Origin of the sequence: Streptomyces sp. NPDC017940 (assembly GCF_044328435.1) — a bacterium.
In the GTDB taxonomy this organism is placed as follows: domain Bacteria; phylum Actinomycetota; class Actinomycetes; order Streptomycetales; family Streptomycetaceae; genus Streptomyces.
The window spans coordinates 308,052-328,545 of the sequence record NZ_JBIRHJ010000009.1; the positions used below are offsets into that span (position 1 = coordinate 308,052).

A 20,494-nucleotide genomic window follows, 5' to 3' on the forward strand; every position below is an offset into this window, starting at 1 on the left:
CGCCCCGGAGGAGGGCCCCAGGGCCTGCCCGGCAGGCGCACAGGGGCAGACAGGCCCTAGTCCCGGCCGTCGGCGAGCAGGCGGTCGGCGATCTCCTCGACGCGGCCGCGCAGGCCCTTCTGGCTCTTGCCGCCGTCGAGGCGCTCGTCGCCCACGACGTACGTGGGTGTCCCCGTGACGCCGATCGCCTTGCCCTCGGCCTGATCGGCGTCGACGATCAGGATGTGCCTGCCGTCCACCAGGGCGGTGTCGAACTCCTCCGCGTCGAGGCCGAGTTCACGGGCCACCTCGACCAGGAAGGGTTCCCCCGTACGGTCCAGCTCCTCCACCCGGCCGAGGACGGCCTCGACGTACTCCCAGCCCTTGCCCTGCGCGAGGGCCTCCTCGGCGGCCTGCGCGGCGGCGAAGGCGTGCTGGTGCTTCTCCAGGGGGAAGTGCCGCAGCCGCAGCTCGGCGCGGTCGCCGTAGCGGGCTCGCAGGGCGCGCACGTCGTCCAGGGCGGTGCGGCAGTCCGGACACTGGAGCTCGCACCAGACGTCGATGACCAGGGGAGCGGCGGGGCCGGCGGACGCGGCGGAGGGAGAGTCGTTCATGGCGCACAGTCTTCCAGGACCCCGGGGCGCGCCCCAGCCGGGACCTGGCGGCCCACGGCCGGTGCCCCCGACAGGGACCTGGCACCCCCCGGGCGGTGCCACCGACCGGGACCTGGGGAGGAGCCGCTACCCGGATATCTCCCTGATGTCGGCTGCGGCCGTGGCCTCCGGCACCGCTCCCGGTGCAGGATGGAAGGGACACAAGCGACACAGCACCGTGCCCGTACGCCTGGAGGACCGGGATGATTGCCGAGACCATCTGCTCCGCCGTAGCCGCGGCCGGCCTCGGCATCGCGGCCGTCACGGCGTATCGCAGGCGCTTCCTCGCCGCGGCCCGCCTCGCCGCGTACGCCCTCGTTCCGGTCGGCCTGGTCATGACGGGGGCGGTGGAGTGGGCGGCCGAGACCGCCTTCAGCCCCGTCGCCTGGGCGGGTTTCGGGGTGCTCGGCGCGGCCTGGCTGCTGTTCCTCGCCACGCGCGCGGTGGAGCGCCGCTCCGGAGGCACCCGCAAGGAGCGCAGGGCCGCCGCGAAGGCCGCCCGCCGCGACGCCGTCGCCCCCGCCGCGTCCGCGCCGTCCCTGGGTCAGGGCGCCCGCCCGCAGGCCGCGCCCGCGGCCAGACAGAAGGCCGCGCCGGCGGAGGACTTCAGCGACATCGAGGCCATCTTGAAGAAGCACGGGATCTGACGGGCCCCGGCCCCGGCCCCCGCCCCGGAAGCAGAGCCGGGCCCCGGTCCCGCCCGGACGGCACGGCCCGGCGTTCCACATGCCGGGATCCCGTTCGAGCGTATCCACGGACTCCGCTCGGGGGTGCGCCGCGCCGGGCCCGCTGACGTCACGGAATGCGGCGAACTGCCCGTCGGGCCGTGCGTGTTGGTAAAGAGCGGGGTCCGCGCTGCGCCATCATCTCCGCGAGATGCTGGACACCACCACACAGAGCGATCCCGCCCAGCCCGACGGCCGGGGCACCGCCGACGACGGCCGAGGCACCGCCGACGGGCGCGGGACCGCCGACGAACCGCGGGGCTGCCTCTTCGCGCTCTCGCAACCACCGCTGATGATCTTCCTGGCGGTGATCGGCAGCCTGCTCCTCATGGCGTCACTGCACGATCTGCTGCTCCTCTAGGCCTAGCTACGGTTCCGGCTTCGGCTCCGGCTCCTGACACGGCTCCGGCTCCGGCTCCGGACCCGTGCGTTCCGTGTGCCTCAAGGGCGTCGTGCGCCCCGGGTGCGTCGGGCGCGTCGCCTTCCAGGCCCGCCGCCTCCCTGCGGCGGGCCCGGTACGCGGCGACGTGCAGCCGGTTCCCGCAGGTGCGGCTGTCGCAGTAGCGGCGGGAGCGGTTCCGGGACAGGTCGATGAAGGCCCTGCGGCAGTCCGGCGCCTCGCACCGGCGCAGCCGCTCCTGCTCGCCCGCGACGACGAAGAAGGCGAGCGCCATCCCGCAGTCGGCGGCGAGGTGGTCGGCGACGGAGGCGCCGGGCGCGAAGTAGTGCACGTGCCAGTCGTAGCCGTCGTGGTCGGTGAGGCGCGGCGTGGTGCCCGCCGCGGCGACCAGATCGTTGATCAGGGCGACCGCCCGGTGCGGCTCCCCGGCGGCGAAGACCTCGGCGAAACGGTCGCGGACGCCGTGCACCGCCGCCAGGTCCTTCTCCGAGAGCACGCCGACGTCGCTGATCGCGTGCCGCTGCACGAAGCCGTGCAGCGCCGCCAGGTCCGCGAGACCGTCGCCGCTGCCGCCGTTCTCTTCGTCTGGCGCGGAGTTCACCAGATCGACCACGGCGTCGAGCGCACACCGGGTGTCGTGGGTGATCAGCACGATTCGCTCCCTGGCCTGGGGGTAGTGGGTCCCCCCTCCGCTCATCAAGAGCGTGGGGGAGGGCGCCCGCCGATGCTGGCCGATGCTAGCGGCTCGTGCCGTGCGCGCCACGGCGCCGGTGCCGCGGGAATCCGCGGCACCGGCGCCGGTGCCTGTTGCCTGCCGTTGTGGCGTTGTGTGTCGCTTCCTGCTCGTTCGCGCGCGTACCCGCGCCGTCGCCCCGAGTCGGACGGCGCCCTGCGGCTCCCGGACGTGGCCGGACTAGCTTTCGGCCAAAATGTGCGAGAGCTCCGTGTCGAGATCGAAGTGGCGGTGCTCCGTGCCGGGTGGCACGGCCGCGTCGGTACGCTTCAGGAACGATTCCAGGGCCCGCGCCGGGGCCTCGAGCAGAGCCTCGCCCTCGGGGGAGCTCAGGGCGATGCAGACGACGCCCTGACCGTGGCTGCGGGACGGCCAGACGCGGACGTCGCCGGTGCCGGTGGGCCTGTGCAGGCCCTCGGCGAGGAGATCGCGGGCGAATACCCACTCGACGGTCTCCTCGGCTCCGGTGTGGAAGGTGGCGTGCACGGCATAGGGATCGGCCGTGTCATACCGCAGTCCTGCGGGTACAGGCAGTGAGGACTCGCTCGACACAACGAGGCGCAGGTGCAGCTCGCAGCTGACCGTGGTGTTCATAAGCGCCAGGGCCTTTCGCTCAGTGTGCGCTCGGGGATTCGCACGTCGGCGAAATCGACATGCCACCTACGGTGCCGTTGTAAACCCCTCTGAGAGTTTTGGGTGGCTTTAGGGGCCTCGTATGGCGGACTGTCCGATTGCTTCGTACGCCCATTCCGGTGACGGGTTTCCGTCCGGTAGGGTTTGGCTGCATGAATACGGGGAGTGACGAGTCGAAGGTGGCGGCGGCCGTCGACGACGTGGCCGAGCAGGTCAAAGCCGAGAAGCCCTTCGGGTCCAGGGCGCCGGAGTTCATCAAGACCCGGCGCACACTGCACCTGAGCTGGCAGGTCGGCGTGTTCATCGTGGGTCTGGCGGTGGTCGTCGCCGGCATCATCATGCTGCCCCTGCCGGGACCGGGCTGGGTCGTGATCTTCGGTGGCATGGCGATCTGGGCGACCGAGTTCGTCTGGGCGCAGCTGGTGCTGCGCTGGACGAAGCGGAAGGTCACGGAGGCGGCACAGCGCGCTCTCGACCCACGGGTGCGCCGCCGCAACATCATCCTCACGGTGATCGGCCTGGTGATCGTCGCCGCGCTCGTCGGCATCTATCTGTGGAAGTTCGGCATCGAGATGCCGTGGAAGATCAACGACCAGTGACGTGCCGCGCGCGGGGAGCGGGCGCCGTCGGCGCCGCTCCGGCCCAAGCGCCGACCGTCCTGGTCGGGGTGGTCGGGGGCACCCTCTGACATGGGGTAATGTTCTCTGTGCGCCCGGGCGATTAGCTCAGTGGGAGAGCGCTTCGTTCACACCGAAGAGGTCACTGGTTCGAACCCAGTATCGCCCACCCGGGATTGTGGCCCGGAGACTGGAAACGGTCTCCGGGCCACAGTCGTGTCGGCCCGGGGCCACCGTCATGCCCGGAGCCGTATGTGACGCCCATTCACGGAAATTCACACCCCGTACGAACCCCTCCGGAATAACTCGTTCCTATTTCTTCGAGTTGACGACCCGTCCGTTCTGTCGCACGGATATCGAACCGGCCGCACACTAGGGGTCATGGACTGGTGTCATTACCGTTTCCGCAGCGTCTGGAATCTGCCCGCCGGGCCCGCGGCGGTGTACGGCGTCCTCGAACGGGCCGAGGACTACGCGCGGTGGTGGCCACAGGTGCGCGAGGTGGCCACGCTCGGCGGACACGACGGCACCGCGCGACTGCGCTCGCTGCTCCCGTACGACCTCGTGATCACCGCGACGGAGCGCCACCGCGACCCCGGACGGGGCGTCCTGGAGATCTCCATGACCGGCGACCTCGAGGGCTGGGCGCGCTGGACGGTCGCCGCCGCCGACGGCGGCAGCCGGGCGACGTACGACCAGGAGGTCGACGTGCGCAAGCCCCTGATGCGGCGGCTCGCGGTGCCCGGCAGGCCGCTGTTCCTGCTCAATCACGCCCTGATGATGCGGGCGGGCCGGCGCGGCCTCGCCGCGTACCTGCGCAGCGGTTTGAACGAACGGCGCCGGGACCTGTAGTGTTCTCCGTGCGCCCGGGCGATTAGCTCAGTGGGAGAGCGCTTCGTTCACACCGAAGAGGTCACTGGTTCGAACCCAGTATCGCCCACCCGGAGAATGCCGGTCCGTCCTTCCGACGGACCGGTTTTTTCATGCCCGCCCGCCGCTCCCCGCAGCCGTGCGGCAACGCTCAGGCGGCCGCGGGCAGTTCGGGGCGCAGCGGCCACGCCGGGTCGACCGCCTCCGGTGAACCGCTGCGCGTGAACCAGGCCTCGAGACCGCGCGCCTGGGACGCGTGCCACACGGCCTGGAGGGTGTGCAGCTCGGCCGCGGACAACCGCTCGAGACGGCCGGAGAAACGGCGCCCCACCGCCCGTACGACATCCAGCGCGGCCTGCGCGTCGGCCGCCGCGTCATGGGCGCCCGACAACTCCACGCCGTAGTGCGCGCACAGGTCCGTCAAGGTCCGCCGCCCCTTGCGGTACCGGTCGAGTTGGCGGTCCAGGACGCGCGGGTCGAGGACGCACAGCGGATGGCTCTCCAGATAGCGCGCGAGCGACGACGCCCGGTGCCTGCGCAACTCCCGGTCGAGGAGCGTCAGGTCGAACGGCGCGTTCATCACCACGAGCGGCCGTCCCGCCGCGCCCTGCTCGGCCAGCTCGCGGCCGATCTCCTCCATGACCGGAGCGGGCCAGCGCCCGGTCCGTTCCAGATGCTCCTGCGTGAGCCCGTGGATCGCGGTGGCGCCCGCGGGCACGGGAACGCCCGGATTGACCAGCCAGCGGGTGACGCGGGGCCGGGCCCCCGCGCCGTTCTGCACGACGACGGCGGCCGACACGATCCGGTCGGTCTCGACGTCGACACCCGTGGTCTCCGTGTCGAATGCGGCCAATGGCCCCTCGTACCAGCACGTCATCCTGACGCAACTCCTCGATCCACGTCGGCAGTTGGCCTGCGTAACCGCCCACGCTGGTGATACCCGGGCCGTTTGCGCCGAACCCGGCCCGGAGACAACACAGTTACCGGGCGCGGTCGCCGACCCGCCCGAACGGGATCGTCCGGTTCGGAAGGCTTCAGGGACATGGCGCTCGCGCAGCCCGAACAGGGCGGGCTGCTGCCCGGGCGGATCGCACCGCCGCGCGGCAATCTCGCCACCACCGCCTGTATGGAGACCCTTCAGGTGGGCTATCTGCACGCCGTCGCCGCGGCGGCGGGGTGCTCGCTCTCCCAGCCGTTCCCGGACAACGGCATCGACTGGCACGTCAGCCACAGCGCCCCCGGGCACACGGTCGACGACGAAGTCACCATCAAGGTGCAGCTCAAGTGCACCTACCAGCTCCCGCCCCGCCCGGCGGGGCCCGCCTTCTCCTTCACCCTGGACAACGCGCACCTGGTGAAGCTCGCCCGCACTCCGGTGTCGGTGCACAAGATCCTCGTGGTGATGATCGTGCCCCGCTCGCGCGACGACTGGCTGCGGGCCGGGCACGACCGGCTCGACCTGCGGCACTGCTGCTACTGGACCAACCTCGCCGGACACCCGGTGACGGGCCGTCGAAGGACCACCATCCGTGTCCCGACCACGCGGATCTTCGACGACCGGGCGCTCTGCGAGATCATGACGCGCGTCGGGACGGGAGGGAGACCCTGATGCACCGCCCGATCGAGGAGCCCGCGCCCCGGCCCCGGCCACACCCCGACCGCCCGGCCGGGCCGGGTCCGCGCCCCCGCCCCGGCCACACCCCGACCGCCCCGCCGGACCCGCCCGACCCCGCGGCGGTCGACCCCGCCGTGCTCGGCGCGCTGCTCGCCCGGCACGGCTGGCACCGCCGGGGCGGCACCCCGGGGCACTACTCCCGCTGGACCCCGCCGGGGCCCGGCGCGGGCGGCACCAGCCTGCTCGTGCCGGAGAGCCGCTCCTTCCCCGACAGCGAGGACCTGATCGGTGAGGCCCTGACCGCGCTCGCCCGCAGCTCGTCGCCGTCCGCCCGCGACGTGCTCGTCGCCCTCGCCGTGCCCAGTGACGAGATCTCCTGGTGGCGCGAGGTGCCGAGCGGCCCCGCGGGCACCGCGCCCTGGACCGCCGAGGAACAGCTGCGCGGCGCCGCACGCCGGCTGCTCCTCGCCGGGGCGCTCGCCACCCACGCCCGCGCCGGGTACTACGGCGCGCGGCACCGCCGCCCCGCCGCGGCCGCACTGGAGGGCGTCCTGGTCGGCCCGGCGCCCGACGGCCGCCGCCTGACCGCCTACCTGCCCGTACCCGCCGGACGGCCGCTGGCCGTGCGCCTGCACCAGGCGCTGTACGCGGCCCGGGAAGCCGTCGACTACCGGCGGGCCACCGGCGGCATGGACGCCTTCGACGGCGCCGTCGGCGCGGGCGTCAGCCATGAACTGGTCGAAGCCGTCATCGCCCTCGTCCGCGGCACCGAGGGCGCCGGGGTCGGCGTGCGGTGGGCACCCGCGGCGGGCGTCCCCGAGGGGTGCGCCGCGGCAGCCGACCCGGTCGAGTTCTCGCCCGGCGACCTGCCCGTCCTGCGCGAGGCCGCCGCCCGCTATCTGCGCGCCGAACCCGCGGTGCCGGTGCGGATCACCGGGACCGTGGTGCGCATGCGGCGCTCAGGACCGCGGGGCCGGGGCACGGTGCGGGTGCGGGTGCTCGCCGGCGCGGAGATCCCGCACGTGCGGATGTCCCTGGACGAGGAGGACTACCGCATCGCCGGGCACGCGCACCTGGTCGGCCTGCCGATCCGGCTGCACGGCCGCCTCGAGAGCCGGGGCGGCTTCCGCAGGCTCACGGGGGCCGCCGGCGTGGTGCCGGTCCAGGTGGACGACGCCGAACGGGACCGTCTCACGAAGTCGCTCCAGGAGAACCTGGACTTCTTCGAGGAGGCGTGCGGCGAGGACTGAGCCCGCCGCCCTGGACAACCGTTTCGCTCTGGGCGCCCCCGGCTCGGTACGATTCGTTGCGCGCGCAGGAGCAGATCTGCCGCAGGCCCCGTACCAGCAGGGCAGCCCCCTTCAGGCAGGAGAGACCGGTGTCAGACGTCCGTGTGATCATCCAACGCGATTCCGAGCGGGAAGAGCGCGTGGTGACGACGGGCACTACGGCCGCCGAGCTCTTCGACGGCGAGCGCACCGTCGTGGCCGCCCGCGTGGGCGACGAGCTGAAGGACCTGGCGTACGCGCCCGCCGACGGCGAGGTCGTCGAGCCCGTCGAGATCTCCTCCCCGGACGGTCTCGACATCCTGCGCCACTCCACCGCGCACGTGCTCGCGCAGGCCGTGCAGGAGCTGTTCCCCGACGCCAGGCTCGGCATCGGCCCGCCCATCCGTGACGGCTTCTACTACGACTTCGACGTCGCCGAGCCCTTCACGCCCGAGGACCTCAAGCGCATCGAGAAGAAGATGCAGGAGATCCAGAAGCGGGGCCAGCGCTTCTCGCGCCGCGTCACCAACGACGACGACGCCCGCGTCGAGCTCGCCGACGAGCCGTACAAGCTGGAGCTCATCGGCCTCAAGGGCAACGCCGCGAACGCCGCCGACGGCGCGGACGCCGAGGTGGGCGCCGGCGAGCTGACCATCTACGACAACCTCGACGCCAAGACCGGCGAGCTGTGCTGGAAGGACCTCTGCCGCGGCCCGCACCTGCCCACCACCCGGAACATCCCGGCGTTCAAGCTGATGCGCTCCGCCGCCGCCTACTGGCGGGGCAGTGAGAAGAACCCGCAGCTCCAGCGCGTCTACGGCACCGCGTGGCCGTCCAAGGACGAGCTGAAGGCGCACCTGGAGTTCCTCGCCGAGGCCGAGAAGCGCGACCACCGCAAGCTCGGCTCGGAGCTGGACCTGTTCTCCTTCCCCGAGGAGCTCGGCCCCGGCCTCGCCGTCTTCCACCCCAAGGGCGGCGTCGTCCGCAAGGTGATGGAGGACTACTCGCGGCGCCGCCACGAGGAGACCGGCTACGAGTTCGTGAACACCCCGCACATCTCGAAGGAGCACCTCTTCGAGACCTCGGGGCACCTGCCGCACTACGCGGAGGGCATGTTCCCGCCCATCGAGTTCGACGGGCAGAACTACCGCCTCAAGGCCATGAACTGCCCCATGCACAACCTGATCTTCAAGTCGCGCGGGCGCTCCTACCGCGAGCTGCCGCTGCGCCTCTTCGAGTTCGGCACCGTCTACCGGTACGAGAAGTCGGGCGTCGTGCACGGCCTGACGCGCTCGCGCGGCTTCACCCAGGACGACTCGCACATCTACTGCACCAAGGAGCAGATGGCGGACGAGCTGGACAAGCTCCTCACCTTCGTCCTCGACCTGCTGCGCGACTACGGCCTGAACGAGTTCGAGCTCGAGCTGTCCACCCGCGACCCCGAGTCGGACAAGTTCATCGGCTCCGACGAGGACTGGGCCGAGGCCACCGATGCGCTGCGCGAGGCCGCCGAGAAGCAGGGCCTGCCGCTGGTCCCCGACCCGGGCGGCGCCGCGTACTACGGCCCGAAGATCTCCGTACAGGCGAAGGACGCGATCGGCCGCTCCTGGCAGATGTCGACCCTCCAGGTCGACTTCAACCAGCCGAAGCGGTTCGGCCTGGAGTACACCGCCGCGGACGGCTCGCGCCGGCAGCCCGTGATGCTGCACCGCGCCCTGTTCGGCTCGATCGAGCGCTTCTTCGGTGTGCTCCTCGAGCACTACGCGGGCGCCTTCCCCGCCTGGCTGGCCCCGGTGCAGGCGGTCGGCATCCCGATCGGTGACGCCCACATCCCCTACCTGCGGGAGTTCGCCGAGAAGGCGCGCGCTCAGGGGCTGCGGGTCGAGGTGGACGCCTCCTCCGACCGCATGCAGAAGAAGATCAGGAACCAGCAGAAGGCGAAGGTGCCCTTCATGGTCATCGCGGGCGACGAGGACATGGAGAACGGCGCCGTGTCCTTCCGCTACCGCGACGGCTCGCAGGAGAACGGCATCCCCGTCGACGAGGCCATCGCGAAGATCGTGAAGGCCGTCGAGGAGCGCGTCCAGGTCTGACGGGGGCGCGCGCCCAGTGCCGCCGGGGCCCGCCCCGGCGGCACGCTGCGGACGAGCGAAGTCATATGCTGCACAGCATGACGACTGAGCCGGAGCAGCAGATCGGAGTGGGCACTCAGGACGCGTTCCAGCGCCTGTGGACGCCTCACCGGATGGCGTACATCCAGGGGGAGAACAAGCCCAGCGGTCCGGGTGCGGACGACGGCTGCCCCTTCTGCTCGATCCCGGCCAAGTCGGACGAGGACGGGCTCGTCATCGCGCGCGGAGAGCACGTGTACGCGGTCCTGAACCTCTACCCGTACAACGGCGGGCACCTCATGGTCGTCCCCTACCGTCACGTAGCCGACTACACGGAGCTGACGGGGCCCGAGACCGCCGAGCTCGGCGAGCTGACCAAGCAGGCGATGACGGCCCTGCGCACCGCGTCCGGGGCGCACGGCTTCAACATCGGCATGAACCAGGGCAGCGTCGCGGGCGCGGGCATCGCCGCGCATCTGCACCAGCACATCGTGCCGCGCTGGGGCGGGGACACGAACTTCATGCCGGTCGTCGGGCACACCAAGGTGCTGCCGCAACTGCTCGCGGACACCCGCGGGATGCTGGCGGAGGCCTGGCCGAAGGGCTAGCGCCCCGGGCGCGCCCGGGAGAACGGCGGAAGGGTCCGGGCGATGCGGCACGCACACGGTGCGCCGCGTCGCCCGGGCCCTTCTCGTCGTCTCCCGTCGTCCCGGCCCGGCGGTGACTCCTACGCGTTGTACACATCCGCCTGCTTCGGGGCCGGGTCCTGCACCGCGCCGCTCAGGAACGTGGCGCGGGCGCCGAAGCGGTCGGTGTCGACGCCGTTCTCCTCCAGGACCTTCAGCGCCGCCGAGTGCACCACCCGCAGCACCGGGGTGGCCGCGCGCAGCGCGTCGTCGGCCATGAAGCGGTGCCGCCAGGGCTTGTCCGCCCAGGCGTGCCGCAGACCGAACGGCTCGGGCAGGACCAGCTTGCCGCCCAGATAGTCGAGGATCGGCGGATACCAGGTGAAGGGGGCGCGGACCGCGAGGCGCACCACTTCCTGGGCGTCGACGAGCGGCAGCTGCTGGGTCTTGGTCTCCCAGAACCTGATGGTCTTGCTGACCGTCTTCGTCTTGGGCGAGGGCTTGCTGGTGAACAGGGAGTGCACCGGGCCGAGGGCGTGACCGGTGACCTCGATGCGCAGCGTCTCGTGCAGCACCGTCACCGTGATCAGCATGGTGATCACCAGCTGGCCGTCCCAGAGCGTGAACTGCACGCCCAGGTAGTGGCGGTCGCCGCTGCCGAACTGCTGCTCGTTGCAGATGCGCTGTATCTCGTGGCCCTTGATCTGGAAGGCCTCGACGTCCGTGCCCGACGGGCGGGACACCGAGCCCGCGTTCTCGCCGATGGGCGTGACGATCCAGTGCTTTATCGACGGCTTGGGGAAGCCGCCGGTGTGCAGGGGGCCGCGCTCCAGCATGCGGAGCTGGTCGTGCACCGCGCGTATCACGTCCCAGCTGCGGAACGGGTTGATCTCCTTGTCGTCGTCCCGCGGGGTGAGCTCCTCGGCGAGCTGCCAGCTGCCCCAGCGGGTGCCCATGCCCAGTATTCCCTTGGGTCCGGCGTAGAAGACGGAGTTGGACTGCTGCTCCGCGGACAGGCGGGCGAGGCCCTGGCGCAGCCGCTCGGCAGCCGTCTCGCCCGGGCTGCCGGGGACCGCCTCGGGGATCTTCGCGCCGATGCCGCCGCCCGCGAGCAGGCTGTCCCAGCGCTCCCGCAGATCCCTCGCGGTGCCCTCCGCCACGTGCTTGGCCCAGAACCAGCCGAGCACGGGCGCGACGGCGCACAGGCGCAGATACCAGGCCCAGAAGCCGTCGAACGGCAGCTTGATGAGCACGACGGCCACCACCACGCCGAGGGCCACGAGCAGCGCCGTGGCGATGGCGTGGGTGCGCTTGTCCTTCTGCTTGGTGACCCATCTGCGGACCGTGAACACCAGGAGCCAGGCGAGGAGGCCGGGCGGGAAGAGCAGCCCGCACAGGGCCATGACCGCCGTCAGCCAGCTGTCGCGCTGCCTGCGGATCCGATTGGCCGCGAGGCAGTGCTCGACGACCACCTGCGGTTCGGTGCCGAAGGACTGGATGAGCGCCGGACGGGCGCCGCCGAGCATCCGCACCTGCACGGTCCGCGAGAAGGCCTCGCCCAGGTTGGGCTTGCACAGCGACCACAGACCGGGCTTCACCACCGACTTGTGCCAGTCGCTGTTGGCCTTGAGGATGTCGTCGACCTCGCCGTCGCGATACGCCGCCGACGCCAGGGCCTGCGTCGCCGCGGTCTGTCCCGCGGCGCCCGCCAAAGGCACCTGGGCCCCCGGCCTGAAGTCGAATACGTCGTCCGCCACCTGCCGCCCCCATCGCCGCGCCGCGCTCGGCGCCACGGCTCTTCCCGACTGCGTTGTCCCCAAAATTCCCGACCGCGTGGACCGCCACACCTGCCGACCTGGCGGGCACGGCCACTGATCAGGTCATCAGCGTATAGGTGCGTACTGACATCCGGCAGAGGGTCGCCGAATGCCACCCGTCCGACGGGGGCGGAACAGGCGGCATCCGGCCGGTTCAGGTCACGTGTGCGTCAACTACGCGGAGCCCTGCGCCTGTTCACGGATCCTCTGGGACAGCTGCGGCGGCATCGGCTCGTGCCGGGCGTAGTTCCGGCTGAAGCGGGCGGTGCCCTGCGAGAGGGACCGCAGGTCGACGGCGTATCTCCCGATCTCGATCTCGGGGACCTCGGCCCGCACCACCGTGCGCCCGCCAGGGGCCTGTTCGGTGCCGACGACCCGGCCGCGCCGCCCCGAGAGGTCGCTCATCACCGGCCCGACGTGTTCGTCGGCGACGAGGACCTGCACCTCGGCGACCGGTTCCAGCAGATGAATGGTGGTGTCGCCGGCCGCCTCCCGCAGCGCGAGGGCGCCCGCCGTCTGGAACGCGGCGTCGGAGGAGTCCACGGAGTGCGCCTTGCCGTCGAGCAGCGTGACGCGCACGTCGATCAGCGGATAGCCCGCGGCGACGCCCCTGGCCGCCTGGGCGCGGACGCCCTTCTCGACGGACGGGATGAACTGCCGCGGCACGGCGCCGCCCACGACCTTGTCGACGAACTCGATGCCGCTGCCGCCCGGCAGCGGCTCCACCTCGATCTCGCAGATGGCGAACTGGCCGTGGCCGCCGGACTGCTTCACATGGCGGCCGCGGCCCGCCGACCTGTTCGCGAACGTCTCCCGCAGGGAGACCTTGTGGGGCACCAGGTCGACCTGCACTCCGTAGCGGTTGCGCAACCGCTCCAGGGCGACGTCCGCGTGCGCCTCGCCGAGGCACCACAGGACCACCTGGTGGGTGCTCTGGTTCTGTTCGAGCCGCATGGTGGGGTCCTCGGCCACCAGCCGGGAGAGCCCCTGCGACAGCTTGTCCTCGTCGGCCTTGCTGTGTGCCTGGATCGCGAGCGGCAGCAGCGGGTCGGGCATGTCCCAGGGCTCCATCAGGAGCGGGTCGTCCTTGGCGGACAGGGTGTCGCCGGTCTCGGCGCGGCTGAGCTTGGCCACACAGGCCAGGTCGCCGGCGATGCACCGGCCGAGCGTGCGCTGCTGTTTGCCGAAGGGCGAGGACAGGGCGCCCACGCGCTCGTCCGCTTCGTGGAGGGCGCGGTCCTCGTGACCGCGGTCCGCGAGCCCGTGCCCGGAGACGTGCACCGTCTCGTCCGGGCGCAGGGTCCCGGAGAACACGCGGACCAGCGATATGCGGCCCACGTACGGGTCGGACGCGGTCTTCACGACCTCCGCGGCCAGGGGGCCGTCGGGGTCGCAGGTGAGGGCGGGGCGGGGTTTTCCCTCGGGGGTGGTGACGGCCGGGGCGGGGTGTTCCAGCGGGGTCGGGAAGCCGCCCGTGATCAGGTCGAGCAGCTCCACGGTGCCGATGCCCTGGCGGGCGCCCTCGACGGCGGGCGCGGCCGCGAGCACCGGGTGGAAGACGCCGCGCGCGACGGCGCGCTCCAGATCCTGGACGAGCGTCTCGTAGTCGATGTCCGCGCCGTCGAGGTAGCGGTCCATCAAGGACTCGTCCTCGCTCTCGGCGATGATCCCCTCGATGAGCTGGTTGCGCGCCTCCTGGATGACGGGCAGCTGGTCGGGGCCCGGTTCGGACTCCTTGCGTTCGCCCGACGCGTAGTCGAAGACCCGCTGCGAGAGCAGCCCGATCAGGCCGGTCACCGGAGCGTGCCCGTCGGGTCCCTGCTCGCCGTACAGCGGCAGGTACAGCGGCAGGACGGCGTCGGGGTCGTCGGCCCCGAAGGCCTCGGCGCAGGAGCGCGTCATCGCCGCGAAGTCGGAGCGCGCGGTCTCCAGGTGCGTGATCACGATGGCCCGTGGCATGCCGACCGCCGCGCACTCCTCCCACACCATGCGGGTCGCGCCGCCGATGCCCTCGGCGCCCTCGGCCGCCGAGACCACGAAAAGGGCCGCGTCCGCGGCGCGCAGACCGGCCCTCAGCTCACCGACGAAGTCGGCGTATCCCGGGGTGTCCAGGATATTGATCTTGTAGCCACCCCATTCGACGGGCACGAGGGACAGCTGTACCGAACGTTGTCGGCGGTGCTCGATGTCGTCGTAGTCGGAGACCGAGGTGCCGTCCTCCACCCGGCCCGCCCGGTTCACCGCCCCCGCCGTCAGCGCGAGGGCTTCCACCAGTGTCGTCTTGCCCGATCCGCTGTGGCCGACCAGCACCACATTCCGTACGGACGCGGGGTGGTCGGCCGTCGCTGCCCTGCCGGCGGCTCCGGGGTGTGCGTTCGCCTTGTCGCCCATGCCTTGGCCTCCCGGTCGTGCGCATGGCTGAGGAGGCGCAGCCCCCTCAGGGATGCTGGCTGTGCGCGGACGCACGGGACCCGAGCGTGCGGGGGCGGCTCCGGCGACGCCCGCGGTGCTTTCGAGCTTTGCACCCGTGTCACGGTGCGTCCATACGTCGTACGCGATCGTGAGGGGGCGAGCCGGGGCGTCGCGAGCGTGACTACGATGGGCCAGCCGGTGGCCAACGGGGCCGCCAGGGCACCGACCCTCGGGAAGGCCATGCTGAACAAGTACGCGCGTGCATTCTTCACGCGTGTCCTCACACCGTTCGCCGCGTTTCTCATCCGCCGCGGGGTCAGCCCCGACACGGTCACGTTCATCGGTACGGCCGGTGTGGTCGCGGGAGCGCTGGTCTTCTATCCCCGGGGAGAGTTCTTCTGGGGCACGGTCGTCATCACCCTGTTCGTGTTCTCGGACCTGGTCGACGGCAACATGGCGCGCCAGCTCGGCCGCTCGAGCCGGTGGGGCGCGTTCCTCGACTCGACCCTGGACCGGGTGGCCGACGGCGCGATCTTCGGCGGCTTCGCGCTCTGGTACGCGGGCCGCGGCGACGACAACGTGCTGTGCGCGGTGACGCTCTTCTGCCTGGCCAGCGGTCAGGTCGTGTCGTACACGAAGGCGCGCGGCGAGGCCATCGGCCTGCCCGTGGCCGTCAACGGTCTGGTGGAGCGTGCCGAGCGCCTGGTGATCTCGCTGGTCGCCGCGGGCTTCGCCGGGCTGCACAAGTTCGGCGTGCCCGGCATCGACGTGCTGCTGCCCGTCGCGCTGTGGATCGTCGCCGTCGGCAGCCTCGTCACGCTCGTCCAGCGGGTGGTGACCGTGCGCAGGGAGTCCGCGGAAGCGGACCAGGAGGACGCGCGGGAGGCGCCCCAGCAGAGCGAGACGGCTTCATGAGCGCCGCCACGGACAAGCTCACGGACGCGCTGTACGGCGTCGCCTGGAGCACGCTCAAGAAGCTGCCCGAACCCGCCGCCGTGCGCCTCGGCCGCACCATCGCCGACCTGGCGTGGAAGCGCCGGGGCAAGGGTGTGCTGCGCCTGGAGGCGAACTACGCGCGCGTGGTGCCCGACGCGAGCCCCGCGCGCCTGGCCGAGCTCTCCAGGGCGGGCATGCGCTCGTACATGCGGTACTGGATGGAGTCCTTCCGGCTCCCGGCCTGGAGCAAGGACCGCATCCGCGGCGGCTTCTCCGGCCAGGACCTGCACTACCTGACCGACGGCCTGGCGGCGGGCAAGGGCGTCGTCCTCGCGCTCCCGCACCTGGGCAACTGGGACCTGGCGGGGGCGTGGCTGACCACGAAGCTGGAGATCCCGTTCACGACCGTGCAGGAGCGGCAGAAGCCCGAGTCGCTGTACGACCGTTTCGTCGCCTACCGCAGCGGCCTCGGCATGGAGGTCCTGCCGCACACCGGCGGCTCGGCCTTCGGGACGCTGGCCCGCCGGCTGCGCGCCGGTGGCCTCGTCTGCCTGGTCGCCGACCGTGATCTTTCGACGTCGGGCGTCGAGGTGAAGTTCTTCGGCGAGACCGCGAGCATGCCCGCCGGCCCCGCCGCGCTCGCCCAGCAGACCGGTGCGCTGCTGCTGCCCGTGACGCTCTGGTACGACGATTCGCCGGTCATGCGGGGTCGCGTGCACCCGCCGGTCGAGGTGCCGGAGACGGGAACGCGCGCGGAGAAGACGGCCGCCATGACCCAGGCACTCGCCGACGCCTTCGCCACGGGCATCGCCGACCACCCCGAGGACTGGCACATGCTCCAGCGCCTGTGGCTGGCCGACCTGGACCCGTCGAAGGCACGCGCTACGAGGGCGGCCGTCGCGAAGGCGCCTCCTACGAAGGCACCTGTTACGGAGACCGCCTCTCCGAAGGCACCTGTTACGGACACCGCCCCTCCGAAGGCACCCGTTACGGAGACCGCCTCTCCGAAGGCGACGCCGCCCGCATCGTCGTCCTCGGAGACGACGGCCGAGGGGACACCGTGAAGGTAGGCATCGTCTGCCCCTACTCGTGGGACGTTCCGGGCGGCGTCCAGTTCCACATCCGTGATCTGGCGGAGCACCTCATCCGCCTCGGGCACGAGGTCTCCGTACTCGCCCCGGCCGACGACGAGACCCCCCTGCCGCCGTACGTGGTGTCGGCGGGGCGGGCCGTTCCCGTTCCGTACAACGGCTCGGTGGCACGGCTGAACTTCGGATTCATCTCGGCCGCGCGCGTCCGGCGCTGGCTGCACGACGGCACCTTCGACGTGGTCCACATCCACGAGCCGACGTCGCCGTCGCTCGGTCTGCTCACGTGCTGGGCGGCGCAGGGGCCGATCGTCGCCACGTTCCACACCTCCAATCCGCGCTCACGGGCCATGATCGCGGCGTATCCGATCCTCCAGCCCGCCCTGGAGAAGATCAGCGCGCGGATCGCGGTCAGCGAGTACGCGCGCCGCACCCTCGTGGAGCACCTCGGCGGCGACGCCGTGGTCATCCCGAACGGCGTCGACGTCGACTTCTTCGCCCGTGCCGAGCCCAAGGCCGAGTGGCAGGGGGAGACGATCGGCTTCATCGGGCGGATCGACGAGCCCCGCAAGGGCCTGCCCGTCCTGATGCGCGCCCTCCCGCGGATCTTCGAGGAGCGGCCCGGGGCCCGACTCCTGGTGGCGGGGCGCGGCGACGAGGAGGAGGCCGTCGCCTCCCTGCCCGCCGAGCTGCGCTCCCGGGTGGAGTTCCTCGGCATGGTCAGCGACGAGGACAAGGCGCGGCTGCTGCGCAGCGTCGACGTCTACGTCGCCCCGAACACCGGTGGCGAGAGCTTCGGGATCATCCTGGTCGAGGCGATGTCCGCGGGCGCTCCCGTGCTCGCCAGCGACCTCGACGCCTTCGCGCAGGTCCTCGACCAGGGCGCGGCGGGCGACCTGTTCGCCAACGAGGACGCGGACTCCCTGGCCGGGGCGGCCGTACGACTCCTGAGCGACCCCGACCGCCGCACCGAACTCCGAGAACGCGGCAGCAAGCACGTACGCCGCTTCGACTGGGCGACGGTGGGCGCGGACATCCTCTCCGTCTACGAGACCGTGACCGACGGCGCGGCAGCGGTGGCCGCAGACGAACGCACGGGCCTGCGCGCCCGCTTCGGCCTGGCCAAGGACAGGCTGTAGCCCGACGACAACCTGAGACGGAACCCGACGGGACATAGCCCCCGACCCGGGCTCGAGCCCCCCAACAGCCCGCCGCCCGGGACCGCCAGTAGCGTCCACCGTTCGACGACGAGCCCGAGAGCCACCCAACAATCTGTCGGGCGTTCGACGACGAGCCAGGGGGGCCACCCAACAATCTGTCGGGCGTTCGACGACGAGCCCGAAGGGCCACCCAACAGCCCGTCCGGCGTTTGAGGACGAGGCCGAAGGCCGACGAAAACCCGTCCACCGTTCGACGACGAGCCCGAGAGCCACCCAACAACCTGTCGGGCGTTCGACGACGAGCCCGGAGGGCCACCCAATAGCCCGTCCGGCGTTTGAGGACGAGCCCGGAGGGCGACAAAAGCCCGTCCGGCGATTGAGGACGAGGCCGAAGGCCGACAAACGGGACCCGAGGGGGCCGGAGGGGCGACGGGTCGAGGGGGGCACACAGGCCCGGGGGGGCACACAGGCCCGGGGGGGGCAGGGGCCGAGGGCCAGAGGGGCAGCAGGGCCAGGGGCCAACAGACCCGAACCGCCCAAGGCGCCCCCGCCAGATACGGTGCGGGGGTGACCCCCACGTTGATCTGGACAGCCACCGCACTCCTCGCGATCGGCCTCTACCTGAGCTGGACCGCGGGCCGCCTGGACCGCCTGCACGCCCGCATCGACGCGGCCCGCGCCGCCCTCGACGCGCAACTGCTGCGCCGCGCCTCCGTCACCCAGGAACTGGCCACCTCCGGCATGCTCGACCCGGCCGCGTCCATCGTCCTGTACGAGGCGGCGCACGCGGCCCGGCAGGCGGAGGAGGAGCACCGCGAGGTCGCCGAGAGCGAGCTGAGCCAGGCGCTGCGTGCCGTCTTCGAGGAGACGGCACAGGTCGAGGCGGTCAGGGAGGCCCCGGGCGGCGAAGAGGCCGCCGACGAACTGGGCCAGGCGGTGCGCCGGGTCCCGATGGCCCGCCGCTTCCACAACGACGCCGTGCGCGCGGCCCGCGCCCTGCGCCGCCACCGCAAGGTCCGCTGGTTCCGGCTCGCAGGACACGCGCCGTTCCCGATGGCCTTCGAGATGGACGACGTGGCCCCCGCGGCCCTCGCGGACCGCCCCGGAACGTAGCGGGCGGCGGCAAAACGATCCACAGCCTCACCATTGGCCCTTGCTGTGGCCTGGTCCCGGAACGTTTCCTCAGTACTGCGGAAACACCACGGCAGCCGAACGCGGGATGTCCTCCCGTTCGTCCCGGTCCCGGTTCCCGCGGCCCCAGCCTTCGTCACCGAGTGAGGTCACCCCGTGTCCAGCACGCCCCCCAGCACCCCCAAGACCGCCGAGGACACCGCCGTCGGCACCGCCCGCGTGAAGCGCGGCATGGCCGAACAGCTCAAGGGCGGCGTGATCATGGACGTCGTGACGCCGGAGCAGGCGAAGATCGCCGAGGACGCCGGAGCCGTCGCCGTCATGGCCCTGGAGCGGGTTCCCGCCGACATCCGCAAGGACGGCGGTGTGGCCCGGATGTCCGACCCGGACATGATCGAGGGCATCATCGAGGCCGTCTCCATCCCCGTGATGGCCAAGTCGCGGATCGGCCACTTCGTGGAGGCCCAGGTCCTTCAGTCCCTCGGCGTCGACTACATCGACGAGTCGGAGGTCCTGACCCCGGCCGACGAGGTCAACCACTCCGACAAGTTCGCCTTCACCACGCCGTTCGTCTGCGGCGCCACCAACCTGGGCGAGGCCCTGCGCCGCATCGCCGAGGGCGCCGCGATGATCCGCTCCAAGGGCGAGGCCGGCACCGGCAACGTCGTCGAGGCCGTCCGCCACCTGCGCCAGATCAAGAACGAGATCGCCAGGCTGCGCGGCTTCGACAACAACGAGCTGTACGCCGCGGCCAAGGACCTGCGCGCCCCCTACGAGCTCGTCAAGGAGGTCTCCGAGCTCGGCAGGCTGCCCGTGGTCCTGTTCTCCGCCGGTGGCGTCGCCACCCCCGCCGACGCCGCCCTGATGCGCCAGCTCGGCGCCGAGGGCGTGTTCGTGGGCTCCGGCATCTTCAAGTCCGGCGACCCGGCCAAGCGCGCCGCCGCCATCGTGAAGGCCACCACCTTCTACGACGACCCCAAGATCGTCGCGGACGCCTCCCGCAACCTGGGCGAGGCCATGGTCGGCATCAACTGCGACACCCTGCCCGAGGCCGAGCGCTACGCGAACCGCGGCTGGTAACCCGTGAACGACACCCCCGTGGTCGGCGTCCTTGCACTCCAGGGCGACGTGCGGGAGCACCTCGTCGCCCTGGCCGCGGCGGACGCCGTGGCCAGGCCGGTGCGGCGCCCCGAGGAGCTCGCCGAGATCGACGGCCTCGTCGTACCGGGCGGCGAGTCGACCACCATCTCCAAGCTCGCGGTGCTCTTCGGCCTGCTCGAACCGCTTCGCGCGCGCGTGCGCGCGGGACTGCCGGTGTACGGCACCTGCGCGGGCATGATCCTGCTCGCCGACAAGATCCTCGACCCCCGCTCGGGGCAGGAGACGATCGGCGGCATCGACATGATCGTGCGCCGCAACGCCTTCGGGCGGCAGAACGAGTCCTTCGAGTCGACGGTGGACGTCCAGGGCATCGAGGGCGACCCCGTGGAGGGCGTCTTCATCCGCGCCCCCTGGGTGGAGTCGGTCGGCGCCGCCGTCGACGTGCTCGCCGAGCACGAGGGGCACATCGTCGCCGTACGCCAGGGCGATGTGCTCGCCACGTCCTTCCACCCCGAGCTGACGGGGGACCACAGGGTGCACGCACTGTTCGTGGACATGGTCCGGGCGAAGCAGGCGGCGCGATCCTTGTAGGATCTCTGGCGTTCGTACTGAGGTGGGT

Annotated in this window: 19 protein-coding genes, 2 tRNA genes and 1 pseudogene; 16 read left to right on the forward strand and 6 right to left on the reverse strand. The window is 71.8% G+C overall.

All coding sequences use genetic code 11. The annotated features are described in order from the left end of the window. Positions 1 to 56 precede the first annotated feature (56 nt). Positions 57 to 593 carry a DsbA family protein gene (locus tag ACH4DX_RS29935; RefSeq protein WP_398157427.1) on the reverse strand — a complete coding sequence of 179 codons (537 nt, stop codon included), beginning with the start codon at positions 591 to 593 and terminating at the stop codon, positions 57 to 59. A 242-nt stretch (positions 594 to 835) separates the two neighbouring features. On the opposite strand from ACH4DX_RS29935, the gene ACH4DX_RS29940 reads away from it, so the two are divergent. Next, positions 836 to 1,279, forward strand: a complete 444-nt coding sequence (locus tag ACH4DX_RS29940) for a hypothetical protein (protein ID WP_398157428.1) — start codon at positions 836 to 838, stop codon at positions 1,277 to 1,279. 229 nt (positions 1,280 to 1,508) lie between these two features. Then, positions 1,509 to 1,718, forward strand: coding sequence for a hypothetical protein (locus tag ACH4DX_RS29945; protein ID WP_398157429.1), 210 nt, complete (start codon positions 1,509 to 1,511; stop codon positions 1,716 to 1,718). A gap of 127 nt (positions 1,719 to 1,845) precedes the next feature. Here the strand turns inward: ACH4DX_RS29945 and ACH4DX_RS29950 are convergent. Together ACH4DX_RS29950 and ACH4DX_RS29955 are read right to left on the reverse strand one after the other, a co-directional pair. Next, a pseudogene (locus ACH4DX_RS29950) lies at positions 1,846 to 2,409 on the reverse strand (CGNR zinc finger domain-containing protein); the annotation flags it as partial. A gap of 261 nt (positions 2,410 to 2,670) precedes the next feature. Beyond that, positions 2,671 to 3,084, reverse strand: coding sequence for an SsgA family sporulation/cell division regulator (locus tag ACH4DX_RS29955; RefSeq protein WP_003959770.1), 414 nt, complete (start codon positions 3,082 to 3,084; stop codon positions 2,671 to 2,673). A gap of 191 nt (positions 3,085 to 3,275) precedes the next feature. On the opposite strand from ACH4DX_RS29955, the gene ACH4DX_RS29960 reads away from it, so the two are divergent. The 4 genes from ACH4DX_RS29960 to ACH4DX_RS29975 all read left to right on the forward strand — a co-directional run bounded on the left by ACH4DX_RS29960 (position 3,276) and on the right by ACH4DX_RS29975 (position 4,680). Continuing rightward, a complete protein-coding gene (locus ACH4DX_RS29960; RefSeq protein ID WP_398157430.1) occupies positions 3,276 to 3,722 on the forward strand; it encodes a TIGR02611 family protein in 447 nt (148 codons plus the stop codon). Between the two features lie 115 nt (positions 3,723 to 3,837). Further along, a tRNA-Val gene (locus ACH4DX_RS29965) sits at positions 3,838 to 3,909 on the forward strand. Between the two features lie 212 nt (positions 3,910 to 4,121). After that, on the forward strand, positions 4,122 to 4,592 hold the full coding sequence (locus ACH4DX_RS29970) for an SRPBCC family protein (RefSeq protein ID WP_398121772.1): 471 nt from the start codon (positions 4,122 to 4,124) through the stop codon (positions 4,590 to 4,592). 16 nt (positions 4,593 to 4,608) lie between these two features. Then, a tRNA-Val gene (locus ACH4DX_RS29975) sits at positions 4,609 to 4,680 on the forward strand. Positions 4,681 to 4,761: 81 nt separating this feature from the next. Here the strand turns inward: ACH4DX_RS29975 and ACH4DX_RS29980 are convergent. Then, positions 4,762 to 5,487, reverse strand: a complete 726-nt coding sequence (locus tag ACH4DX_RS29980; RefSeq protein ID WP_398121773.1) for a 3'-5' exonuclease — start codon at positions 5,485 to 5,487, stop codon at positions 4,762 to 4,764. Positions 5,488 to 5,652: 165 nt separating this feature from the next. On the opposite strand from ACH4DX_RS29980, the gene ACH4DX_RS29985 reads away from it, so the two are divergent. From ACH4DX_RS29985 to ACH4DX_RS30000, 4 genes are all read left to right on the forward strand, one after another. Continuing rightward, positions 5,653 to 6,219, forward strand: a complete 567-nt coding sequence (locus tag ACH4DX_RS29985) for a DUF4365 domain-containing protein (protein WP_398157431.1) — start codon at positions 5,653 to 5,655, stop codon at positions 6,217 to 6,219. Further along, positions 6,216 to 7,475 carry a hypothetical protein gene (locus ACH4DX_RS29990; RefSeq protein ID WP_398157513.1) on the forward strand — a complete coding sequence of 420 codons (1,260 nt, stop codon included), beginning with the start codon at positions 6,216 to 6,218 and terminating at the stop codon, positions 7,473 to 7,475. The genes ACH4DX_RS29985 and ACH4DX_RS29990 overlap by 4 nt, the downstream gene beginning before the upstream one ends. 128 nt (positions 7,476 to 7,603) lie before the next feature. Further along, on the forward strand, positions 7,604 to 9,586 hold the full coding sequence (thrS, locus tag ACH4DX_RS29995; RefSeq protein WP_398121775.1) for a threonine--tRNA ligase: 1,983 nt from the start codon (positions 7,604 to 7,606) through the stop codon (positions 9,584 to 9,586). A 65-nt stretch (positions 9,587 to 9,651) separates the two neighbouring features. Beyond that, entirely contained in the window at positions 9,652 to 10,212 is a 561-nt protein-coding gene (locus ACH4DX_RS30000; RefSeq protein WP_398121776.1) for an HIT family protein, read from the forward strand. Positions 10,213 to 10,331: 119 nt separating this feature from the next. Here ACH4DX_RS30000 and ACH4DX_RS30005 read toward each other — a convergent pair whose 3' ends face one another. Further along, positions 10,332 to 11,987, reverse strand: coding sequence for a hypothetical protein (locus ACH4DX_RS30005; RefSeq protein WP_398121777.1), 1,656 nt, complete (start codon positions 11,985 to 11,987; stop codon positions 10,332 to 10,334). Between the two features lie 234 nt (positions 11,988 to 12,221). Further along, positions 12,222 to 14,438 (reverse strand): elongation factor G-like protein EF-G2, encoded by a 2,217-nt coding sequence (locus ACH4DX_RS30010; protein WP_398157432.1) that lies wholly within the window; start codon positions 14,436 to 14,438, stop codon positions 12,222 to 12,224. A gap of 207 nt (positions 14,439 to 14,645) precedes the next feature. Here ACH4DX_RS30010 and pgsA point away from each other — a divergent pair, with 207 nt between their 5' ends. The 6 genes from pgsA (at position 14,646) to pdxT (ending at position 20,466) form a co-directional block, all read left to right on the forward strand. After that, positions 14,646 to 15,374: a phosphatidylinositol phosphate synthase gene (gene pgsA / locus ACH4DX_RS30015; RefSeq protein ID WP_398121779.1), complete on the forward strand. Its 729-nt coding sequence runs from the start codon at positions 14,646 to 14,648 to the stop codon at positions 15,372 to 15,374. Then, complete coding sequence (locus ACH4DX_RS30020) at positions 15,371 to 16,459, forward strand: phosphatidylinositol mannoside acyltransferase (protein ID WP_398157433.1); 1,089 nt, start codon at positions 15,371 to 15,373, stop codon at positions 16,457 to 16,459. Before pgsA ends, ACH4DX_RS30020 begins: the two co-directional genes overlap by 4 nt. Beyond that, on the forward strand, positions 16,456 to 17,622 hold the full coding sequence (locus ACH4DX_RS30025; protein ID WP_398121780.1) for a glycosyltransferase family 4 protein: 1,167 nt from the start codon (positions 16,456 to 16,458) through the stop codon (positions 17,620 to 17,622). Before ACH4DX_RS30020 ends, ACH4DX_RS30025 begins: the two co-directional genes overlap by 4 nt. Before the next feature lie 588 nt (positions 17,623 to 18,210). After that, positions 18,211 to 18,756 (forward strand): hypothetical protein, encoded by a 546-nt coding sequence (locus tag ACH4DX_RS30030; RefSeq protein WP_398121781.1) that lies wholly within the window; start codon positions 18,211 to 18,213, stop codon positions 18,754 to 18,756. Between the two features lie 174 nt (positions 18,757 to 18,930). Beyond that, complete coding sequence (gene pdxS, locus ACH4DX_RS30035) at positions 18,931 to 19,854, forward strand: pyridoxal 5'-phosphate synthase lyase subunit PdxS (RefSeq protein WP_398121782.1); 924 nt, start codon at positions 18,931 to 18,933, stop codon at positions 19,852 to 19,854. A gap of 3 nt (positions 19,855 to 19,857) precedes the next feature. Then, positions 19,858 to 20,466: a pyridoxal 5'-phosphate synthase glutaminase subunit PdxT gene (pdxT, locus tag ACH4DX_RS30040; RefSeq protein WP_398157434.1), complete on the forward strand. Its 609-nt coding sequence runs from the start codon at positions 19,858 to 19,860 to the stop codon at positions 20,464 to 20,466. Positions 20,467 to 20,494 lie beyond the last annotated feature (28 nt).

Coding starts and splice junctions, on each gene's coding strand:
- ACH4DX_RS30000 (WP_398121776.1), top strand. CDS start 9,652: ATGCTGCACAGCATGACGACTGAGCCGGAGCAGCAGATCGGAGTGGGC.
- ACH4DX_RS29940 (WP_398157428.1), top strand. CDS start 836: ATGATTGCCGAGACCATCTGCTCCGCCGTAGCCGCGGCCGGCCTCGGC.
- ACH4DX_RS30020 (WP_398157433.1), top strand. CDS start 15,371: ATGAGCGCCGCCACGGACAAGCTCACGGACGCGCTGTACGGCGTCGCC.
- pgsA (WP_398121779.1), top strand. CDS start 14,646: ATGGGCCAGCCGGTGGCCAACGGGGCCGCCAGGGCACCGACCCTCGGG.
- ACH4DX_RS29935 (WP_398157427.1), bottom strand. CDS start 593: ATGAACGACTCTCCCTCCGCCGCGTCCGCCGGCCCCGCCGCTCCCCTG.
- ACH4DX_RS30010 (WP_398157432.1), bottom strand. CDS start 14,438: ATGGGCGACAAGGCGAACGCACACCCCGGAGCCGCCGGCAGGGCAGCG.
- ACH4DX_RS29970 (WP_398121772.1), top strand. CDS start 4,122: ATGGACTGGTGTCATTACCGTTTCCGCAGCGTCTGGAATCTGCCCGCC.
- ACH4DX_RS29980 (WP_398121773.1), bottom strand. CDS start 5,487: ATGACGTGCTGGTACGAGGGGCCATTGGCCGCATTCGACACGGAGACC.
- ACH4DX_RS29985 (WP_398157431.1), top strand. CDS start 5,653: ATGGCGCTCGCGCAGCCCGAACAGGGCGGGCTGCTGCCCGGGCGGATC.
- ACH4DX_RS29945 (WP_398157429.1), top strand. CDS start 1,509: ATGCTGGACACCACCACACAGAGCGATCCCGCCCAGCCCGACGGCCGG.
- ACH4DX_RS29960 (WP_398157430.1), top strand. CDS start 3,276: ATGAATACGGGGAGTGACGAGTCGAAGGTGGCGGCGGCCGTCGACGAC.
- ACH4DX_RS29955 (WP_003959770.1), bottom strand. CDS start 3,084: ATGAACACCACGGTCAGCTGCGAGCTGCACCTGCGCCTCGTTGTGTCG.